General features: G+C 27.8%; 14 protein-coding genes and 2 pseudogenes. 6 read left to right on the top strand and 10 right to left on the bottom strand.

The window, feature by feature from the left end; genetic code table 11:
• Positions 1-528: 528 nt before the first annotated feature.
• Both HNP68_RS02205 and HNP68_RS07590 read right to left on the bottom strand, forming a co-directional pair.
• Positions 529-729 (bottom strand): hypothetical protein, encoded by a 201-nt coding sequence (locus HNP68_RS02205; protein WP_235684924.1) that lies wholly within the window; start codon positions 727-729, stop codon positions 529-531.
• Between the two features lie 117 nt (positions 730-846).
• Positions 847-1079: pseudogene (locus tag HNP68_RS07590) on the bottom strand (phage terminase large subunit family protein); the annotation flags it as partial.
• Between the two features lie 218 nt (positions 1080-1297).
• Between HNP68_RS07590 and HNP68_RS02200 the strand changes: the two are divergent.
• Positions 1298-1551, top strand: a pseudogene (locus tag HNP68_RS02200) (terminase large subunit domain-containing protein); the annotation flags it as partial.
• Here the strand turns inward: HNP68_RS02200 and HNP68_RS07585 are convergent.
• Positions 1540-1602, bottom strand: a complete 63-nt coding sequence (locus tag HNP68_RS07585) for a hypothetical protein (protein WP_419095429.1) — start codon at positions 1600-1602, stop codon at positions 1540-1542. The pseudogene HNP68_RS02200 and the gene HNP68_RS07585 overlap by 12 nt on opposite strands.
• A gap of 402 nt (positions 1603-2004) precedes the next feature.
• Positions 2005-2703 carry a VUT family protein gene (locus tag HNP68_RS02195; RefSeq protein WP_183219975.1) on the bottom strand — a complete coding sequence of 233 codons (699 nt, stop codon included), beginning with the start codon at positions 2701-2703 and terminating at the stop codon, positions 2005-2007.
• 481 nt (positions 2704-3184) lie between these two features.
• On the opposite strand from HNP68_RS02195, the gene HNP68_RS02190 reads away from it, so the two are divergent.
• Both HNP68_RS02190 and ade read left to right on the top strand, forming a co-directional pair.
• Positions 3185-3994: a 5'-methylthioadenosine/adenosylhomocysteine nucleosidase gene (locus HNP68_RS02190; protein ID WP_183219973.1), complete on the top strand. Its 810-nt coding sequence runs from the start codon at positions 3185-3187 to the stop codon at positions 3992-3994.
• A gap of 268 nt (positions 3995-4262) precedes the next feature.
• Complete coding sequence (ade, locus tag HNP68_RS02185) at positions 4263-5909, top strand: adenine deaminase (protein WP_183219971.1); 1647 nt, start codon at positions 4263-4265, stop codon at positions 5907-5909.
• A 60-nt stretch (positions 5910-5969) separates the two neighbouring features.
• Here the strand turns inward: ade and HNP68_RS02180 are convergent, their stop codons facing one another.
• From HNP68_RS02180 to arcA, 4 genes are all read right to left on the bottom strand, one after another.
• Positions 5970-6665, bottom strand: a complete 696-nt coding sequence (locus tag HNP68_RS02180; RefSeq protein WP_183219969.1) for an SIMPL domain-containing protein — start codon at positions 6663-6665, stop codon at positions 5970-5972.
• 143 nt (positions 6666-6808) lie between these two features.
• Positions 6809-8233 carry a YfcC family protein gene (locus tag HNP68_RS02175; protein WP_183219967.1) on the bottom strand — a complete coding sequence of 475 codons (1425 nt, stop codon included), beginning with the start codon at positions 8231-8233 and terminating at the stop codon, positions 6809-6811.
• A gap of 62 nt (positions 8234-8295) precedes the next feature.
• Entirely contained in the window at positions 8296-9279 is a 984-nt protein-coding gene (argF, locus tag HNP68_RS02170) for an ornithine carbamoyltransferase (protein ID WP_183219965.1), read from the bottom strand.
• A gap of 68 nt (positions 9280-9347) precedes the next feature.
• Positions 9348-10577: an arginine deiminase gene (gene arcA / locus HNP68_RS02165; RefSeq protein ID WP_183219963.1), complete on the bottom strand. Its 1230-nt coding sequence runs from the start codon at positions 10575-10577 to the stop codon at positions 9348-9350.
• 183 nt (positions 10578-10760) lie between these two features.
• Here arcA and HNP68_RS02160 point away from each other — a divergent pair, with 183 nt between their 5' ends.
• The 3 genes from HNP68_RS02160 to HNP68_RS02150 are packed head-to-tail and all read left to right on the top strand — an operon-like array spanning position 10761 to position 13512.
• On the top strand, positions 10761-12383 hold the full coding sequence (locus HNP68_RS02160) for a hypothetical protein (RefSeq protein ID WP_183219961.1): 1623 nt from the start codon (positions 10761-10763) through the stop codon (positions 12381-12383).
• A 9-nt stretch (positions 12384-12392) separates the two neighbouring features.
• Entirely contained in the window at positions 12393-12992 is a 600-nt protein-coding gene (locus tag HNP68_RS02155) for a ribonuclease H family protein (protein WP_183219959.1), read from the top strand.
• Positions 12961-13512 carry a hypothetical protein gene (locus tag HNP68_RS02150; protein ID WP_183219957.1) on the top strand — a complete coding sequence of 184 codons (552 nt, stop codon included), beginning with the start codon at positions 12961-12963 and terminating at the stop codon, positions 13510-13512. The genes HNP68_RS02155 and HNP68_RS02150 overlap by 32 nt, the downstream gene beginning before the upstream one ends.
• A gap of 8 nt (positions 13513-13520) precedes the next feature.
• Here the strand turns inward: HNP68_RS02150 and HNP68_RS02145 are convergent, their stop codons facing one another.
• Positions 13521-16976, bottom strand: a complete 3456-nt coding sequence (locus HNP68_RS02145; RefSeq protein WP_183219955.1) for an LPS-assembly protein LptD — start codon at positions 16974-16976, stop codon at positions 13521-13523.
• Complete coding sequence (gene uvrA / locus HNP68_RS02140; protein ID WP_183219953.1) at positions 16931-19783, bottom strand: excinuclease ABC subunit UvrA; 2853 nt, start codon at positions 19781-19783, stop codon at positions 16931-16933. The genes HNP68_RS02145 and uvrA overlap by 46 nt, the downstream gene beginning before the upstream one ends.
• Positions 19784-19792 lie beyond the last annotated feature (9 nt).

The following is a 19792-nucleotide window of genomic DNA, read 5'->3' as shown; positions in this document are numbered from 1 at the left end:
TATTTTATTAGTAGTGCGGGGTAGTATGCAAACTAATTTTACAATGAAATATTTTACTATTTTATCAATCTTTTTATTATTAATGTGCAGTATTAGGGGTAGTATGCAAACTAATTTTACAATAAAATACGGTTTACAAATTCAAACATACCTCTAATTTGCTCTAATACAATTAGATTACTATCTGTTGATGCACGTAGAATTAATTATGTGGCAAACAACATATTTGACTTCAATATATAATAAACTCAATTACATTAAATCATACTCATCTTTAAAAAAAGATGAACCGGAGCAATCTAAATCATTACCTAAACAGCGCTACCGGGATTAAACTTACTATTATCAATTTGATTTCAAATTTCTTTACCGAAAAAGAACCTTGTAAAAATTCACATACTCTAAAACGATATATTAATGCGGACCCTAAAACATCAAGGAATCTATAATAATACCAGTAAATTACAAAAACTAATGTTAGATAAAATATTTTCTTAATTAATTATGGGTAAAAATTCTTTGTAATTTCTATTTGAGATAGCTGCCAATTAGCGAAACAACATAAGGAACTAGAATAGATATGACAATAGGAATTACTACTATTGCCGCAATGGTTATTATTGTGTTGCTTACCTTAAGTTTTTCCGATAATAATTGATTGTTAATATCCATTTTTTCTAATAAAACTTGATTGTTAATTTGAATCTCTTTTTTCAGATCTTGTGCCAAATTAGCTATATTTTGTTATACAAAATTTTTTGCAAGTAAACGGTGTATATGTTTCTTAGAAAGAATATGGAACATTATTTTAGAATTACTCAGGTTAAACCAAAATCCAATAAGTTTAGCATAATAACATCGTTATATATTCACGGGGCAATGCACCTGCACCTTTAGCATTATCTCTATCTTCTAAGTAGCGTGTATTTACATTAAAATTTTTTAATACCGCTTCACCATATTCATAATATAAGCGCCATTTACTAGTCTTTGGTCTTGAAATACAAAACGTAATACTTGTCATCAACTCTTTCCATAACACACAAATCGGTATTATCACCCCCAACACTAAACGCAGGTATAAATATAATTCTTATAAAAAAGAAACAGATTTTTTTGATTTCTGCTTAGAGCTTGAAACAGCTTATAAAGCTATAAAGAGAGGCGTACTTTTAAATTGAAAAGCATATTTCTCTTTTTTCTACTTAATTATAAAGGAGTGTTCAATAAGGGAAATGGAGCTTTACTATTAATGCATAAAAAGACTTGCAGCTGCTCATGAAGTTGAAAATAACTACAACATTATTTTAAAACTGATTATATTGATAATATAGCAATTTTTAAAACATATAATTCTATAACTTATGATAATGTACTTTTTAGTAAAGGACTTATCGAAACTCAAGAGAAACTTTATAAAGATATGCCAACATATAAGGCAAGAGTTTTGCTATGAGAATGGATAGCAAGCACGGATTCAATTTTTACACAAATTAATGTTACTCAAGATTATGTGTGTTTAGCAGCCTCATAGCATATTTAAACCCTGCTGCTTGAATTTATTTCTCTATCATTAACAACATCTCCAATAGTTTTTAACAATACACTCAGAGCTATAAAGTATCTAAAATAGAAGTTGTTTTGATGATTATGAGACAAATTTTATCCTAGATAATATTTTTTCAAATGATTCTTTAATCTTCTCTAAATTTGAAATATCTAGTTTATTCAAAGTATCTGTCAAGAGTGCTTCCAAGGTTGCTATAAACATTTAAAATTAAAATTCCGTTCTGAAAATTCTTTTATTCATTATCATCAATAGCTTACGCTCATAAGTTCTGTTATCAACTAACTTATTTGATAGCTGTTTTACAAACTTAAATAACATTAAATGCTAAGCTATAATTTAAAATTTATAGCTTAGAGATAGTGATTCCACAAGCAATTGATTGGTAATTCCAATTTGGCCGAAACCCACGAAGTTATTTAAAATTTTATTAATTCTTAAATCTCATCTACTCTTTTCCAAGAATTTAAAAATAGATAAAAAATTGTGTCAATTGTAATTATTATTAATGTAAGAGTTAAAGATCCATTTGTAAGTCCTTTTGTCTTTACTTCGGGATAAAATTTTAATAATCCGTTTATAGATAGATAGCTTGTTAAGCCAGCTAAAAGTCCAGAAATTAGCCTTGATAGAGGATGAATGATCCATAAAAATTTTATTTTAATTTTAAAATAATAGTATAACAATATGTTAATATATTGAAATAAAAAAAATAAATATGTTCCAATTAATACTGTTGCTATGTACTCAAAATTATAAAACAGTATTTTTAAATGAATCCCTAATTGGTCTGATTTGTTATGGTTGAATCTTAATGTAAATTGAATCATAATAGTAAAGGTCATTTGTAGTAAAAAACATAATATTGCCGAATTTATTGCTTCTTTTTTGTTATATTTTTCTGTTATTAAATTTAAAGAAAATAGTGTTGACAAAAAAATAATTCCTGACGTATTTAAATAAATTCCAAATGTTTTTAATTTGTTTAGTATAACAACATTTGATATTACTGAAAGTATTGCATTGAAGCAAAAAAGACCCAATTTCCCAAAAAATTGATAAAGTATTCCTAAGCTTATGTATATAAAAAGCGATATTCCTGTCCATAAGCCCAAATCAAATAATTCATTAGCCATAATAAATTATATCAGATTAATATTTACATGCAATATTGAGTTGATATTTTGTAATGCATTACACAATTAATATAAATTACATTTAATGTTATTTAAGTTTGTAAAACAGCTATCAAATAAGTTAGGTTATTAATTGATAATATAGCATTTTGTAGTTTTTCTGCTTCTATAATTTTCCCAGCATTTGATTGTGAAATGTATTTACATTAGATTTAGCAGATTTTGTATTGCACTCTTCTCTTTAACTTTAACAAATCAAAAATAATTAGAGCTTACTTATATATAATAAAAATTATTATAGTAATATAAACAAATATCCTACAAAAAGTAATGAAACTTTAATTTTTACTTTCAAATATTGCAATACTATTTACACTATAAAAATATGAGAATATTAATTTATAAAAATATGAGAATATTAATTTATAAAAATATGAGAATATTAATTTATAAACTAGCAAAAAACATATATGGAGCCTTTATGAAAATCAAAAATATAGCAAACCCATTAATACTTTTTTTATCTATTGTTTTAAATAGTTGGGGAAATGAAACAAATGTACCAAATGGAAATTATCAAAACAATATTTTAATATTATCAGCTACAAAAGCAGAAATAGAAGAAATAAATAAGATTATTCAAAATAAAAAATCTATTTCAATAGAAGAACTTAGAAGAAAAAAAACTATTACCATTGGAAAAATGCTTGATCATAATATAATTGCCATAGCTACGGGAGTTGGAAAAATAAACACAGCTTTTTGGACAAGCTATATTATATCAAAATATAAAATTAGTCATATAATCAATGCTGGGGTTGCCAGTGGCATTTATAGCAATAAAAATAAATTCATAAAAATAGGAGACGTTATAATATCTACAGAGACAACAAGCTACGATTTTAATCTACATAGATTTGGCTATGAAATTGGACATGTCCCAGAGCACCCCAAAAAATTTAAAGCAAACACCTCTCTTGTCAGGAAAGCTTCTAAGATAAAAATAAACAAGATAACATCTTATATGGGCTTAATAATTACTGGAGATCAATTTATTGACCATCAAAATTTTCAAGAAATTCCAGAAGAATTTGAAAACGCAATTGCAATAGACATGGAGAGTGCCGCAATGGCTCAAGTAGCATACAATTTTAAAATTCCTTTTATAATCATTCGGGGAATATCTGATATAGTCAATAATGAAAATAATCATGATGATTATAAAAAGTTTTTAAAAAAAGCTTCTTACAACTCAGCAAAAATAGTAGAAAAATTAATTAAATTAATGTAAAGATATAAAAAGTACAATCCTTGCTTTTTTATATCTTTGCATTAAGAATTAGATAAATATTATTAATGATATTTCAACAATTGGAGTAGTCGCAAATAAAATAGCTATCATGAAGTAAAGCAAAAAGCTATTTTATAATTTTTTATTTAAAAATAATATCATATGTAATTAAATTTAAAGACACTTTGCACTATATTTTGTAATAATAGATAAATTTTAAGTATATGGAATATATTATGAATAAAAAGTTTTTAGAAGGGGATAAATAATGGATTTATTTAAAATTGAAGCTAATTATATCGATATCTTTAATAAAGCAATTTATCCAACTAGTGTAACCATTGAAAATGGTCACATTGTTAGTATAAAAAATATTGATGCAACATTGGATGAGTATGTGCTACCAGGGTTTATCGATGCACATATACATATAGAGAGTTCTTTTCTTATTCCATCAAACTTTGCTCATTTGGTAGTTCAACACGGCACTGTAGCAACAATAAGCGATCCTCATGAAATAGCGAATGTCAACGGCATTGATGGCATAAATTTTATGATAAATAATTCTAAAAAAACAGAATTTAAAATTTTTTTTGGAGCTCCTTCTTGTGTGCCAGCTTTGCCATCGCAATTTGAAACCTCGGGATATATATTAAATGCACAAGATGTAGATAAATTAATGGAATTAAATGATATTTACTATTTGTCTGAAGTAATGAATTTTAAAGGTGTAATTAACAAAGACATTGAGATTATAAATAAAATAAACTCTGCATTAACTCGTAATAAGGTTGTTGATGGACATGCCCCTGACTTATCTCCCAATTTAATTTTAAAGTATGTATCTTCAGGCATTAGCACTGATCATGAATGCTCAACAATAGAAGATGCAAGATATAAATTATCTTTGGGGATGAAAATAATAATTAGAGAAGGAAGTGCAGCTAAAAATTTTGAATCTTTGCATCCCCTAATTAGTGAATGCTATGGGAAATATTGTAATTCCTTAATGTTTTGCTTTGATGATGCACATCCAAATGATATACTGCATGGACATATTAATTCAATAGTAGCTCGTGCAATAAAGTATGGACACGATTTTTTTGATGTTTTAAAAATAGCATGCATTAATCCAGTTTTACACTATAAAATTCCAGTGGGATTATTAAGGATAGGAGATCCTGCTGATTTTATAATTACTAAAGATATTAAGACATTTAAAATAGATAAAACCTATATTAATGGCAAATTGGTGTTTAATAATGGCATTTCACATATTCCATTAATAAGTGAAATTCCTATAAACAATTTTAAATGTAGTCAAAAATCTATTTTGGATTTTAAATTTTCCACTACAAATAAGATGCTTCCAATAATCGTTTGTATAAATAATCAAATTATTACGCATAAAACCATGATTGATAGCAATTTATTGGCACCAGATTTTCAATCTAATATTGATGAAGACATTTTGAAAATAGCTATAATAAATCGATATGAAGACAATAGTAAAATTTCTATAGGATTTATAAAAAATTTTGGAATAAGAAAAGGTGCCATAGGAAGTACAGTTGCGCATGACTCACACAATATTATAGTCGTTGGAACTAGTGATGAATACTTATGTAAAATAACAAATATAATTATCAAAAATAAGGGAGGTTTATGTGCTCTAAGCAATGAAAAAACTATAATAATTGAACTTCCTATTTCTGGATTAATGAGTGTTCTTCCGGCAAAAGAAATAGCTTCACAATATATAAAATTAAATGATTTTTGTAAAAATGTTTTGGGCTCTCAGCTTGATGATCCTTTAATGACTTTATCTTTTATGTCTTTAACAGTAGTTCCCCATTTAAAGATAAATGATAAAGGATTGTTTGATGTTGATTCTTTTTGTTTTTTGGATTATTAAAGGCAGTAAAACTAGAAGCCACTTCTATAATTTTATTTAGAAATAATAGTTTGTTAAATATTAATCTAAATAATAAGAAACAGTTGTGACAACCCTTAATATTTTTTTTGGATAACGCTCTTGGGCTCCTAAGCTTCTATCAATGGGAAGAAATTCAAAATATCCTTGATTTGCATTTTTAATTTTCCCTAATTTTGAATTTGAATGTTTTGCAAATTCTAAAGCTGCCAATTTAGCATTTCTAATTGAATCTGCCAACATTTCGGGTTTTATATCATTAATATTATCAAAGTAGTATCTCGGCCCCCCACTATTACTAATCAATATACCTTGATCATAAAGCTCAGCAATATTTTTTTCTGCCGCTTCCATTTTTTCAATATTCTTTGTATGAACATTTAAAGATATATATGCTCGATACTTATAAAGAGATTCTTTATAATTTTCTTCATTAAATTCCATAAATCCCATTTTTATATGGTCTTCGTTAAATCCATGTTTCAAAAAAAAGCTTTTAATCCTAGACAAACTCAAATTATTTGCTTTATTAATGTCATTAATAGTATTACCAATTAGACTATATCTAAATTCCCAACTAGAAGATGTTGACAAAACTTCCCTTTCACTAAGACCCTTAACTGTAATATAATTTTCATTTTTAATGCCAATGCTTTTTATTCCGTGGGAAATTATAATTGACGATATAAACAAAAGTAACGAAAATAACAAAAAATATATTTCTCTTCTCCTAAACATAGATTATATCTCCTAAAATCAACAATAAATAATATGCTGGAATTGATATATTTAAGTCCATTTTAACATATTGCTTAATATTAATGAATATTAACTTTTTAATACAAAAATATTCTTTAATTAAGCTAAAAAATTTCTCTGGTCTAAACAATTAAATATACATTAGCTATAATAACTAAAACGGAAATAAAGAACTCAATAATAAATAATGGTAAAACAAACTTAAACCAAGTACCATAACTCAATTTAGATATCCCTAATGCAGCCATTATAACTCCGCTTGTAGGTGTTATTAAATTAATAAGCCCAGATGCAGTTTGCATAGCAATAACAACAGAAGACCTTGGCATTGACAAAAAATCAGCAAGTGGAGCCATTATTGGCATAGTTAGACTAGCGTGACCTGATGAAGATGGAACAACAAATCCTATAAATATTTGAATAATTTCATTCAAAATGATAAAAAAAGGTCTTGGAAGATTATATAAAAAATTAGTAGCAGCATTTAATATAGTTGCTGTAATCAAACCATCATCACATACTATCATAACACCTCTAGCAAGCCCAATAACAAGAGCTGCTGTCACCAGGCTTTCAGAACCTTTCACAAAAGCATCCCACATTTCAGATTCACCCAATCTACAAATAAAAGCTGCTATAATAGCAACTCCAAGATATAACATTGTCATTTCTTGCATCCACCAACCAAGCTTTACAATACTAAATATCAAAAACAATATCATAGACCCAAATAAAAGTAAAACTAGTTTATGAGCAAAAGTAAACTCAAGGGCATCCTGAGCATTATCTTTAGTCGATAGCTCACTTTTTTTAACAAAATATTGATAATGTTCATTTCTTTGAGAATACACAAGCGATCTTGAGGGATCTTTTTTAATTCTAGATGCATAAACACAAACATAAATTACAGCAACTATTACTGATACAAAGTAAAGAACAACTCTAAAATAGAATCCATCCTGCAAACTAATAGAGGCTATTGCGGATGCAATTCCTGTAGCAAATGGATTTACAGTAGAAGCCAAAGTACCCACCCCAGCTCCCAAAGCAATAATAGCCGCTCCAACAAGGCTATCATAACCTAAAGCCACTATCAAAGGAATCATAACAAAATAAAAAGGAAGGGTCTCTTCACTCATTCCGGTTACAGTTCCACCAACTGAAAAAATAAACATTAACAAAGGAATAAGCAATTTATCTTTATGCCCCAACTTCTTGATTAAACGATAAATGCCTGCATCTATTGCTCCCGTTTTCATAATAATTCCATAAGCACCCCCAACAATTAAAACAAAAACAATAACTTCAGCTGCATGCTCCATTCCCTTTGACATTGCAGTTAGAATAGTCATAATAGGATGTAAAAATCCTCTAGGACCTCGATCTACAAATTGATAAGTCCCAGCAACGATTATTTCTCTTTTAGACCCATCACCCATTTGCTTAAATTCTTTATCAAACTTACCAGCAGGAATCACATATGTTAATGTGGTAACAAATACAATTAAAGAGAATATTATCGTAAAACTACTCGGCATTTTGATCATAACATTCCTCCTAAATTTCTAAATAATTAAAATTAATATGTTTATGTAAATAAAAAATGCTACTATCCCAAAGTCGATACCATAATAGCTTTAATAGTATGTACTCTATTTTCCGCAACATCAAAAACAACTGAATTTTTACTTTCAAAAATTTCCTCTGTAACTTCAATTCCATCAAGTCCATATTTATCAAAAATATCCTTACCAACCACAGTATTTAAGTCATGAAAAGCGGGTAAACAATGCATAAATATTGCATCATCTTTTGCCATACCCATTATCTCTTTATTAACCTGATAAGGCTTTAGAAGATTTATTCTATCTTCCCAATTACTCTCACCCATAGATACCCACACATCCGTATAAACAACATCAGCACATTTAACAGCCTCTTCTTTAGAATCTGTAATTGTAATTTTACCTCCACTATTTAGAGCCAAAGACCTGGCCTTAAGAATCAAATTGGAATCTGGAAAAAGCTCTTTGGGAGCAAAAATTCTCAAATCAAGCCCCATAATAGCACAGCCTTTCAATAAAGAATTGGCAATATTGCCCCTACCATCACCACAAAACACTATTTTAATCCCTCTTAAACTTCCTTTATGCTCTTCTATTGTCATTAAATCGGCTAGTATTTGGGTTGGGTGAGAAACATCTGTTAATCCATTGTAAACAGGAACATTAGCATAATTCGCTAAACATTCAACAGCTTCTTGAGAAAACCCCCTAAACCCAATGGCATCATACATGCGTCCTAACACTCTAGCAGTATCTATCATAGACTCTTTTATACCTATTTGACTACCTTTAGATCCTAAATACGTAATATTTGCCCCTTGATCATACGCTGCAACCTCAAAAGCACACCGTGTTCTTGTTGAATCTTTCTCAAAGATTATAACTATGTTTTTACCTTTAAGTTTTTGCACTTCAATTCCTGCATATTTTGATTTTTTTAAATCAATCGATAAATCAAGTAAATATTTAATATCTTTGCTTGTAAAATCCAAAAGATTTAAAAAGCTCCTATTTCGTAAATTATACATAATAACCCCCAATCTTTACAATCAGTTTAAAGCCCACTTTAAGTCATTTAATGGCTTTGGCTTAAATATTAAATATCCTCTCTTATTAAAGGCATAGACATGCATCTTGGACCACCACGACCTCTTGAAAGCTCGCTAGACGGAATTCTATGAACTTTAATACCATTTTCTTCAAGTAACTTATTAGTTAAGTGATTTCTAGAATAAGCAATTACTTCTCCCGGAGCTATAGCCAAAATATTAGCACCATCGTTCCATTGCTCTCTTGCACCATGTATTAAATCTCCACCTGCACATTTTATTAGGTCAATCTTTCTACCAAGATAAAAACTCAAAACATCTATAAGTTTGGATTTTTCTTTTTTAATATGAATTTTACCGGAACTTGAATTATAAGTTAAAACATAAATTGAAAAATACATATCATCACTAGTAAAACTTGTAAAAACACTATGATCAATTTGAGTAAAAACTGTATCTAAATGCATATAAATCCTATTTTTTGGAATTTTAAAAGCCAAAATTGTATTAAATGAAGTTTTATTTTTAAAAAGATTAATAGCTAGTTTTTCTACAGATTTAGCTTCTGTTCTTTCAGAAATTCCAATAACCAAAAGATCTTTGTTTAAAACAAGCTCATCCCCACCTTCCAAAGAAGTATCTTCCCATCTATTAAACCAAATTGGAACATTTTCTTTGTAAATGGGATGGTATTTAAAAATATACTCTGCAAATATTGTCTCTCTGCGCCTAACCTTAGTAGCCATTTTGTTTATTGTAATTCCATTCCCAATACTAGCAAAAGGATCTCTAGTAAATAAAACGTTGGGCATAGGATCAATAATAAAAAGACTTGCACCATTAACCAAATCATCAAGAGAATATGCAAAATTTTTAAACTCCTCTCTTGTAATACCCGAAATCATTTTGGAAATCATGTTCTCAATAGTTAAATTGGAAAAATAATCTTTTAAAAAATTAATTGTACTATCCGTTTCTATTTCTGCCTCAAAAATAAATTGGGATATAAATTTATTTTTGAGCTCTAAAGAAGAAACAAGAACCTCACCAAGAAGATCCTCAACATACTCAATTTCAACTGAATTATTCTTCAAGGTACTTACAAAAACTTCATGTTCTTGTTTTGCAACTTTAAGATAAGGAATATCATCAAATAAAAAATTTTTCATAATAACAGGAGTCAAATTTTCTAATTCTTCTCCCGGCCTATGAAGCAAAACTTTTTTTAAACGACCTATTTCCGAAAATATATTTATTGGATTTAAATATTCGTTCATTCATTCCTCCTTTACAAAAATTGCCATATATTAAAATATTATAGTTTACATCAAGAAAGATCAACTATTTATTAACATTTTTAAAAAAATATTATTTTGTAGAAAGCTTACTACAAATAAAAAAAGAAATTAAAACAAAACTCTAATCAAAAACATTGTCAAAAACTATGTTAAAATACTACCATGAAGAAAATTAATAGATTCGTATTCTTATTGATTATGCAAATATTAACATTCTCTTGCGCCTTAATTGGGGATAATGAGTCGAAAAATTTACGCACATCGGAAATCATATTAACACAAAAAACACCACTAGAAAGCTCTTTAATAAGGAATTCCTCTAGTACAGAATATAGAATACCAATATCTAGTATTCAAGAAATCTTAAACAATAACGACAATTCTCTTTTAATAAAAAAAACCGCAGCAAAAATAAAAATAAGTCCACAAAAACTAGAAGAAATAAAAAACTATTTAAATGCTTATAAAAATTATTTAAATAATGAAGCAGAATGGAACAAATTTATAGATCAAAGCAGCGTTAATGGTAATCTAACAATTAAAATTGATACTGCTTTTGAAAAAAAAACAAATTTTAATCATACAAATTCAGATAATAAAAAATTGACAGCATTAATAGAATCACAAATGTACCTAGAAAAAGAGATTTTAAACTTAATTGAACAAACATTCCATGATAAAAATTTAGGATACATACAATTAAGCCATATCAATTCATTCTTTCCTCAAGAAAATATAAACTCAATAACAAAAGAAATAATAGATGGAGAAGAGTATGTTGCACCTCATATAATAGCAAATCAATTATTAAAAATAAAAGACAAAAAATACTTTGAACAATTTATGTACTTTTTAAAAGTTGAAAACAATACAATAAAAACAATAATTGAAAAACAAAAAATTGTAGATATTCACAATGAATTATACTATTCAAAGCAATCACCTTCATCTAGAAGAAGAAGCAAAAGGTCAACAACTGCCGATTCCAGTAATATCAATCAAAATGATCTAATATCAAAAATAATAGATCCAAATACGGGCATTGAAATAACCCCCCAAAAATTAAGGTCTCTTTTATCAAATGGTGACATAATACTTATAAAGCCAAAAATAGACTGGACAGAGTTTTTTTATTTTTGGCAACATGTAGGAATATTTGATGAAGAAAAATATGAGGCTACTAAAAAAATTGCATTCAATGGGAATGACAGCTTTGATATAAAATCAATAATTACAAGCAATCAAATAAAATTTGATACAGCATCTACTCAAGGCTCAGGATATGAAAAACTGTCAACATATGTACAATCAAGAATATTAAAAATATTTTCTCCAATAACAGACACAAGAACAATTCAAAAAGCTATTAATTTTGGAAGAAGCAGATATATTGACAATAACTTTGGGTATATGATTCCATTAATATCTTCTAACTTGTGGACAGATTCATTTAACCTTGAAGAAATTCACAACAAAACCTATTGTTCTTTAGTAGTTGATAGAATATATAAAATAGCCGGACTTAATGTATCAAGAAATTATGAAATTTCGGGAATAATTACTCCTGGAGAAATAAATGCAGCCGCTTACAATTTTTACATGTCTTATACGATTACAGGAATACTCCCAAGCGTACTTCCAAAAAGGATCATTAAACCAAGCCTAAAAGAAAAATTCATTGGTTACAATAAAGAAATAGTAGATGCAATGGAATTTAAAAAATCAGAAGAAAAAATTTTTGGAAGAGCTTGCAATATAACAAACCTTTGGTGCTCAGGAAGTTAACACTAGTATATGGAAAAATATTATGCATGCATTTTGATCAATAGTAATGAAAAAATTATTTTCAAATCCTGGGAAGAATGTAAAGCTACTATTAAAGGAAAAAATAATAAAATAAAAAGTTTTAAAACAATAGAACAAGCTCAAAATTGGCTATTCAATAATGAGGATAAAATTTATCATAACCCAATTGGAATATATTTTGATTCCGGAACAGGAAGGGGAAAGGGCGTAGAAATTAGGGTTGTAAACGAAAAAAGGATTTCAATATTGGATAAAATTCTAGATAAATCCTTGATTAATGAATATGGGAATCACTATGTTAAAAATTTTCAAGGAATTAGCAATAATTTTGGAGAACTACTTGCCCTGTACACAGCGCTTAAAATAGCATTAAAAGAAAATATAACGAACATATTTGGCGACAGTAAATTAATAATTGACTATTGGTCAAAAGGAATTTTTAATGCCAAAAATTTAAAACAAAATACTATCAATTTAATCAAAAAAACAACTGAACTAAGGAAAAAATTTGAAGAACAAGGTGGAAAAATTTCTTTTATTCCGGGAAATGAAAATATTGCAGATCTTGGTTTTCACAAAACTAAGTAAAAATATTACAAAAAAATATATAAAAATAATATTTCTGATGTCAATGATTTATTTTTATTGTTGTACAACAATAAAAATAAATCATGATTATGAAACTGATTTTAAAGTTTTAGCATGTCCCTTCAAATACATTAACATCGATGTAATTAAAGCGACAAATGAATATATTTATATTCAAATTACAAACAATAGCTTAGACATAGTAAAAATAAATTGGCAAAACACTAGCCTTAATAACAATAAAATTGTCTTAAAAAAAGAAGATCTTACAATAAACAATGAAACGAAATACAAAAGTAAATATAGAGAATTTTTTATTGGTCCTAAAACTTCATTTAAATTTAAAGCGTATCCATTAAAAATTTTTTCTAAAAACAAAAATAATAATACCTTAAATGCAACTATTAAATATCCATCTATTTTCAAACTCAACATAACAAAAGCAACGGGGATCGAAACAAAAAAAACAATAAATATTTTAATAACAAGAACCATAAAAACTAATGTTACTAATACATGAACCCGTTATTATTTTTTTGTTTTTCTATTAATGATAAGCTCATAATTTGTATCTTTATTGTTTTCAAATGATGCTTTTACAGGAGCAAAAAAATTCCAAGAAATATAAATTGTAAAATTATTTCTCCAAATAGGAGAATAAATCCCATCAGATCCTTTTAGCAAATCTGGTTCTAAATTATATTCGCCAACAAATCTCCAATCATAAAAATTAAATTTAAAGCCTGATGAAAATTTTTTAATTTTAAAAAGTGAATTTTTTCTATCTTGGGAATTAAAGAAATTAAAAGATTTTAATAAATCAGCGAAAATATTGACAGTATCAACACCAATTTGATCCATATATCCTTTAAAGTATCTAAAAGTTTTAGTATTAATAGAAAAAGTAGAAAAGTAAATTTCTAAAAATTCTGTATATTTAAACTTAAAAGTCAATGCAGACCAAAGTTCATTATCAGTGAATTTCTGCAAATTTATTTTCCAGCCAACATCTATTCCTAAAGTAAAAGAAAGTTTTTTATCAAAAAAATTTAAAACATATAATTCCTTTTTATAACTAGAATCTAAGGAATACGGAACAAGTTTAGTTGTAGTACCAACCTTGAAAAAATCTCCTTTTAAAGAGTCGTAATTATATTCAAAGTCATCTTTCATCGCAAACAAAACCTGAAAATCAAAAATATTAAGCTTAAAAGCAAGTTCAGAAACTCTATTTATCAAAGGATCATAAGCGGCTAAAAAACTAAATTTAAAATAATCTAAATATCTTGGTTCAATTTTATAATACAAAGCAGGAGACATTTCTAAATTTTTATAAGGTGATGATGGTTTTTGGGGCTCCAAAGGATTTAATAAAGATTGAGCAACAGAAATTTTAGAATTTTTCATTTTTATAGTATCTTCTTTAAACTTTTTATGATATTTAATTCCAATCCCAGTTTCTTGCAGCAAATAAGGAAAATCTAAAGAAAGTTTGAGTTCAGAAGAAGCCTTAATATCTTCAAAACTATTTTTTAATTCACCTGAAAGTTCCGCACTAAAATAGTTATAGTCATAAATCAAAGAAGCTGTTAAAGATTGGTAAAAAGTTTCCGGATCAAAGAAAAAAATACTACTATTCTTACTAAGCAAAGATTTTGCATCGGAATCATATTTTTTATTAAATGAATATAAGGTTGACTTATTCTCAAATTTTAAAATACTTCTAGAGAATAAGGGATATCTAATAAAAGGAAGCAAGTTTAATTTTACTTGGTTAATAATAGAATGCTCACTTTTTTTATCTTTATCTTCAACTTTAAAATCTTTATTTAAAGGATTATACTCAATAGTATTAAGATATAATAAATTTTCAAAAGTAATTAAACGATTATAGAAATCAGCATGGATTTTTATATCTGTTTTATTTTTTATATCAAATAAATAATTTTTTATTTCATAATTAAAGTCTTTTGGGCTTGTAATGCCATAATTATTAAAAAAAATATTATTTCTTAAATAAGGATTAATGCCAAACCTAATAAAAAAAGAATCAAATTGATCAATATTTTTTAAAGTTATTGGTTCTGGAGGAATATATAAATTTTTATTTAAATCTTTTACTTTTTCGGTCTTTTTTCCATTCACACTCTTTTTGTCATTATCTTTATCTTCTAAATTTTTAATTTCTGGACGCATTATCATTTCTTTAGTATCAGCTGCAAATGTCCATTGATTATTATAAAGGTCTTTTTGAAAATTTAAATCAATATATGGAACATAAATTCTCTCCAAATAAAACCATTTTCTTGTAGGATCATTAAACTCTTTTGGCTTTTCTAAAGGAGATTTAAAATAAAGATTTTCATATTCTGACAATTTGAATCTAAAGCCCAAATTATTTAATTTATAATCTAAAATTAAATTATTATCAAATGTTCGACTATAAAAAGAAGATAAATTCCAATCAAAAGTGCTAATGCTAGTTTGCTCTTTAACCAAATCTTTATCTAAATTTAGAAGAGAAAAAAATGTAGCACTCTCTATTCTATCTCTAAAATCAATATTGACATATGGATCGGAATAATGCTCTAAAATAACTGAGAAAAGTGCATCTTTTAAAAGAAACTCTGTTTTTAATTTAAATAAATATCTAAAAGGAACTTCAAACCCAAATATATCTCCTTTGTTAAGATTAGAAAAACTAAAAAGAGATTGTTTTAAAGTTCTATTATTAAAAGGATAATATCCTCCATTGTAACTATAAACATTTCTAGTAAAACCTAATCCAAAATTTCCTTCTAAAGTTTTAAAATGACCCAAAGTATTGCCCAAATCAAAATCAATTCCAGAATAAAACCCTAGATTAGCATAAATATCAAAAATTACCTTGACATAATCTTTATTAGGATTAGATGCTAAATTTTCTGCAAAAAAATAAGTTAAATATCCATTTCTTATATAAGGTTTTTTACCCGAATTATAAACAGAATTGAAATCAAAATCCAAAAAAGAAGAATCTTCGCCTGAAGACTTATTGCCAAAAAGATAAATAGTATTAAAAACAGAAAAACCTTTTCTGGGATTTAAACCTAAAGATGGATTAAAAAATAAACTATCTCCCGGTCTGAAAAAAAAAGGAATATAAAATACTGGAACCCTTCCCATGTAAAATATAGCATTTAAAAACCCAAAATCTCCTGAAGGCAATACCCATATTTTAGTAGCTTTAATTGAATAATAAGGCTCTGGAATTTTACTAGTTGTTGCAAAAGCTTGTTCCAAAATAGTAACATCATTGTCTATCTTTTTTAAAACCTTTCCTCCAAACGAAAGAATATGATCTATTTGATTTTTTTGCATTTTTTTTTGCAGAATACCATCTTTTAATAAAAAATTTTGAGAATCAAAATCAACAAAAAATTCATTACCATAAAAATAAAGCTTTTCATTATTATCCATATCAAGAATATATTCGACATTCCCAATAGAATAAAGTTTTTTAGAGCCTCTATTAAGAACTATCCTGTCACCTTTAATATTATGTTTTTTATTCTCTTTAATATCTTCAACTAAGATATTAACCCTTCCTTCAAAAACAATACTTTCATCCTTAGTAAGACCATAAGTGAAATTTTCAAGATTGTCTGTAGTTTCAATTATTATTTTATATCTACCAGATCCAGCAAGTCCTTTTCCTTTGACAAAAAGCTCAGGATCTATCCCAAACTTTTTTAAAAGCAATTCTCGTATTTTTGAAACATCCGTTTCTTTTAGGCCTTCTTGTAAAGCCCATTTTTTCAAATCTTCATCGGTTGAAAGTTCAAGTTCTCTTAAATAAGATTTTTGACTTAAAGTTAGTTTATTTCTTTTTCTAGAATTTTCATCATTTACAGTTTTAGCAAAAATTACATTAGAAAATGTTAAAAAAACTAACAATATTACAAAAAATTTTTTAAAAACATCCCCGTATAGGAATTCTCGCATTTTGAAACCTCTTCAGGAATACCAGAAACAACAATATTCCCCCCTGCCAATCCACCATCAGGACCCAAATCTATTATATAATCTGCTTGTTTGATTACATCCAAATTATGCTCTATGAGTACAACTGTATTACCATTAGAAACTAACCGCTGCAAAACCTCTAACAACTTTTTTATGTCATCAAAATGCAATCCAGTTGTTGGTTCATCAATAATGTAAAAGGTTTTACCCGTGCTCTTCTTGCTTAACTCAAAAGCCAACTTGATGCGTTGAGCTTCTCCTCCCGACAAAGTTGTTGCGGATTGTCCCAATTTAATGTATTCAAGTCCAACTTCAATTAAAAATTTTAAACAATGATGGATTTTTGGGACATTCTCAAAAAATTTTATAGCTTCAAAAACACTCATCTCTAAAACATCGTGTATATTTTTTCCTTTGTACCTAACTTCTAAAGTTTCTTCATTAAATTTTTTACCCTTGCATAAATCACAAGGAACAAAAACATCTGGTAAAAAATGCATTTGAATATTAAGATACCCATCTCCTTGACATTTTTCACACCTTCCACCCTTAACATTAAAAGAAAATCTACCAGCTTTAAAACCCCTTGACTTTGCATCCGGAAGCTTAGCAAAAAGTTCTCTAATTTCTGTAAAAAATCCAACATAAGTTGCTGGGTTTGATCTTGAAGTTCTTCCTATTGGTTTTTGATTTATTTGAATAATTTTATCGACTTTTTCGTACCCAATGATGTCTTTAAAGCCATCACAATACTTTCCATTAAGCTTCAATCTGCTATCAAGAGCTGGATATAATACTTCGTTAAGTAAAGTACTTTTTCCACTACCAGAAACACCTGTTATTACAGTAAAAACTCCCAAAGGTATACTTACGTCTATATTCTTAAGATTGTTTTTATTAGAACCTAAAAGCAAAATTTCTCCCTTATCGGCCTTTCTTCTAGAGCTTGGAACATCTATTTTAAACTTGCCGCTCAAGTATTGCCCAGTTAAACTATTTTTGCTATTTAAAATATCAATTAAAGTTCCTTTTGCAACTATTTCCCCTCCAAGAATTCCAGCACCAGGACCCATATCAATAATATAGTCCGCAGTACGCAAAGTTTGTTCATCATGTTCAACAACAATTACAGTATTGCCAAGATTTTTAAGGTTAACAAGAGTAGAGATTAATTTTTCATTATCTCTTTGATGAAGACCAATACTTGGCTCATCAAGAACATAAATAACACCTGAGAGTGCTGATCCTATTTGGGTAGCAAGCCTAATACGCTGAGCCTCACCCCCAGACAAACTGCCCGATATTCTATTTAAATACAAATAAGAAAGACCAACATCAATTAAAAATTTAAGCCTACTTTTAATTTCCTTCAAAATTTCTTTAGATATTTTTTCATCCACCGAATCAAGTTGCAAATTTTCAAAAAACATATAAGAATCAAATACAGATAAATTACTAAGATCTTGAATGTCTCTTTCATTGATTTTCACAGTTAACGCTCCAACACCTAAACGCTTTCCCTTACATGAATTACAGATTTTTTTAGACATCAAATTTTCATAAAAAATTTTAGTACTCTCTGACTCTGTTGTAAGATACCGTCTTTTTAAAAGAGGCAAAAGTCCTTCAAACTTTTTAGAATAATGGAATCCTCCATCTAGCTCCTTTGCTTCCATTTCTTTAGACTGGTAAACAAAATCTATTTTTTCATTTGAACCGTATAAAATTTGTTTAAGAACTTTATCTGGAATATCTTTTACTGGGGTATTTAATTTAAAATTATAATGTTTTGCAAGTCCTTTAAAAATAGCCACAGACCAAGATGAGCTTGTCTTAAATGTAATAAAAGCATCATCATTAAAAGAAAGACTAATATCAGGACAAATGCTCTCAAAATCAAACTCAAGTGTAACGCCAAGACCAGAACACTCACTGCAAGCACCAAACGGACTATTAAATGAAAAAAGTCTGGGTTCTATTAAAGGAAGTGAAAATCCGCATAAAGGACAACTATTATGCTCTGTAAAAAATTTGTCTACTTTTTCCAAATCATTTTCAATCTCCACTCGCAAATATCCATTAGAAACTGCAAGAGAGGTCTCAACAGACTCTGCAAGTCTAACTCGAACATTATTACCAAGCTTGACTCTATCAACTATAATTTCAATGGTATGTTTTTTATTTTTATGTAAATTTAAATTAAGCGCATCTTCTATTAAATAATCTTCGGAATTTATTCTAACTCTATTGAAACCTTGATTTAATATTTTTTCTAAAACTTTTTTATGAGAACCCTTAGAACCCCTTACAATTGGTGCAAAAAGCATCACTTTAGATCCTTCAGGATAACTTAAAATAGTATTAACTATTTTATCTAAAGATTGCTCTTCTATTAATCTGCCATCATTTGGACAGTATGCTTTACCTATTTTTGCAAATATTAGTCTATAATAATCATAAATTTCAGTAATTGTTCCAACAGTAGAACGGGGATTATTGCTTATTGTTCTCTGCTCAATGGCTATGGAAGGAGAAAGTCCATCTATATAGTCAACATTGGGTTTTTTCATTACACCTAAAAACTGCCTTGCATAAGCTGAAACGGATTCCATATACCTTCTTTGCCCTTCTGCAAAAATAGTATCAAAAGCCAGAGAAGATTTACCAGAGCCACTCTTACCAGATATTACGACTAAACCATCTTTTGGAATATCCACATCAATATTTTTTAAATTATTCTCTTTTGCTCCCCTGACGATAATTTTTTTTTTCAAATTTTTCAACAAAGATTACAC

Origin of the sequence: Borreliella yangtzensis (assembly GCF_014201775.1) — a bacterium.
Taxonomy (GTDB): Bacteria; Spirochaetota; Spirochaetia; order Borreliales; family Borreliaceae; genus Borreliella; species Borreliella yangtzensis.
The sequence above is the reverse complement of the archived record's forward strand: the minus strand, read 5'-3'. Positions and strand labels throughout refer to the sequence as shown.

Coding starts and splice junctions, on each gene's coding strand:
- HNP68_RS02145 (WP_183219955.1), bottom strand. CDS start 16,976: ATGCGAGAATTCCTATACGGGGATGTTTTTAAAAAATTTTTTGTAATA.
- HNP68_RS02195 (WP_183219975.1), bottom strand. CDS start 2,703: ATGGCTAATGAATTATTTGATTTGGGCTTATGGACAGGAATATCGCTT.
- argF (WP_183219965.1), bottom strand. CDS start 9,279: ATGTATAATTTACGAAATAGGAGCTTTTTAAATCTTTTGGATTTTACA.
- HNP68_RS02155 (WP_183219959.1), top strand. CDS start 12,393: ATGGAAAAATATTATGCATGCATTTTGATCAATAGTAATGAAAAAATT.
- HNP68_RS02180 (WP_183219969.1), bottom strand. CDS start 6,665: ATGTTTAGGAGAAGAGAAATATATTTTTTGTTATTTTCGTTACTTTTG.
- ade (WP_183219971.1), top strand. CDS start 4,263: ATGGATTTATTTAAAATTGAAGCTAATTATATCGATATCTTTAATAAA.
- HNP68_RS02175 (WP_183219967.1), bottom strand. CDS start 8,233: ATGATCAAAATGCCGAGTAGTTTTACGATAATATTCTCTTTAATTGTA.
- HNP68_RS02160 (WP_183219961.1), top strand. CDS start 10,761: ATGAAGAAAATTAATAGATTCGTATTCTTATTGATTATGCAAATATTA.
- HNP68_RS02190 (WP_183219973.1), top strand. CDS start 3,185: ATGAAAATCAAAAATATAGCAAACCCATTAATACTTTTTTTATCTATT.
- arcA (WP_183219963.1), bottom strand. CDS start 10,577: ATGAACGAATATTTAAATCCAATAAATATATTTTCGGAAATAGGTCGT.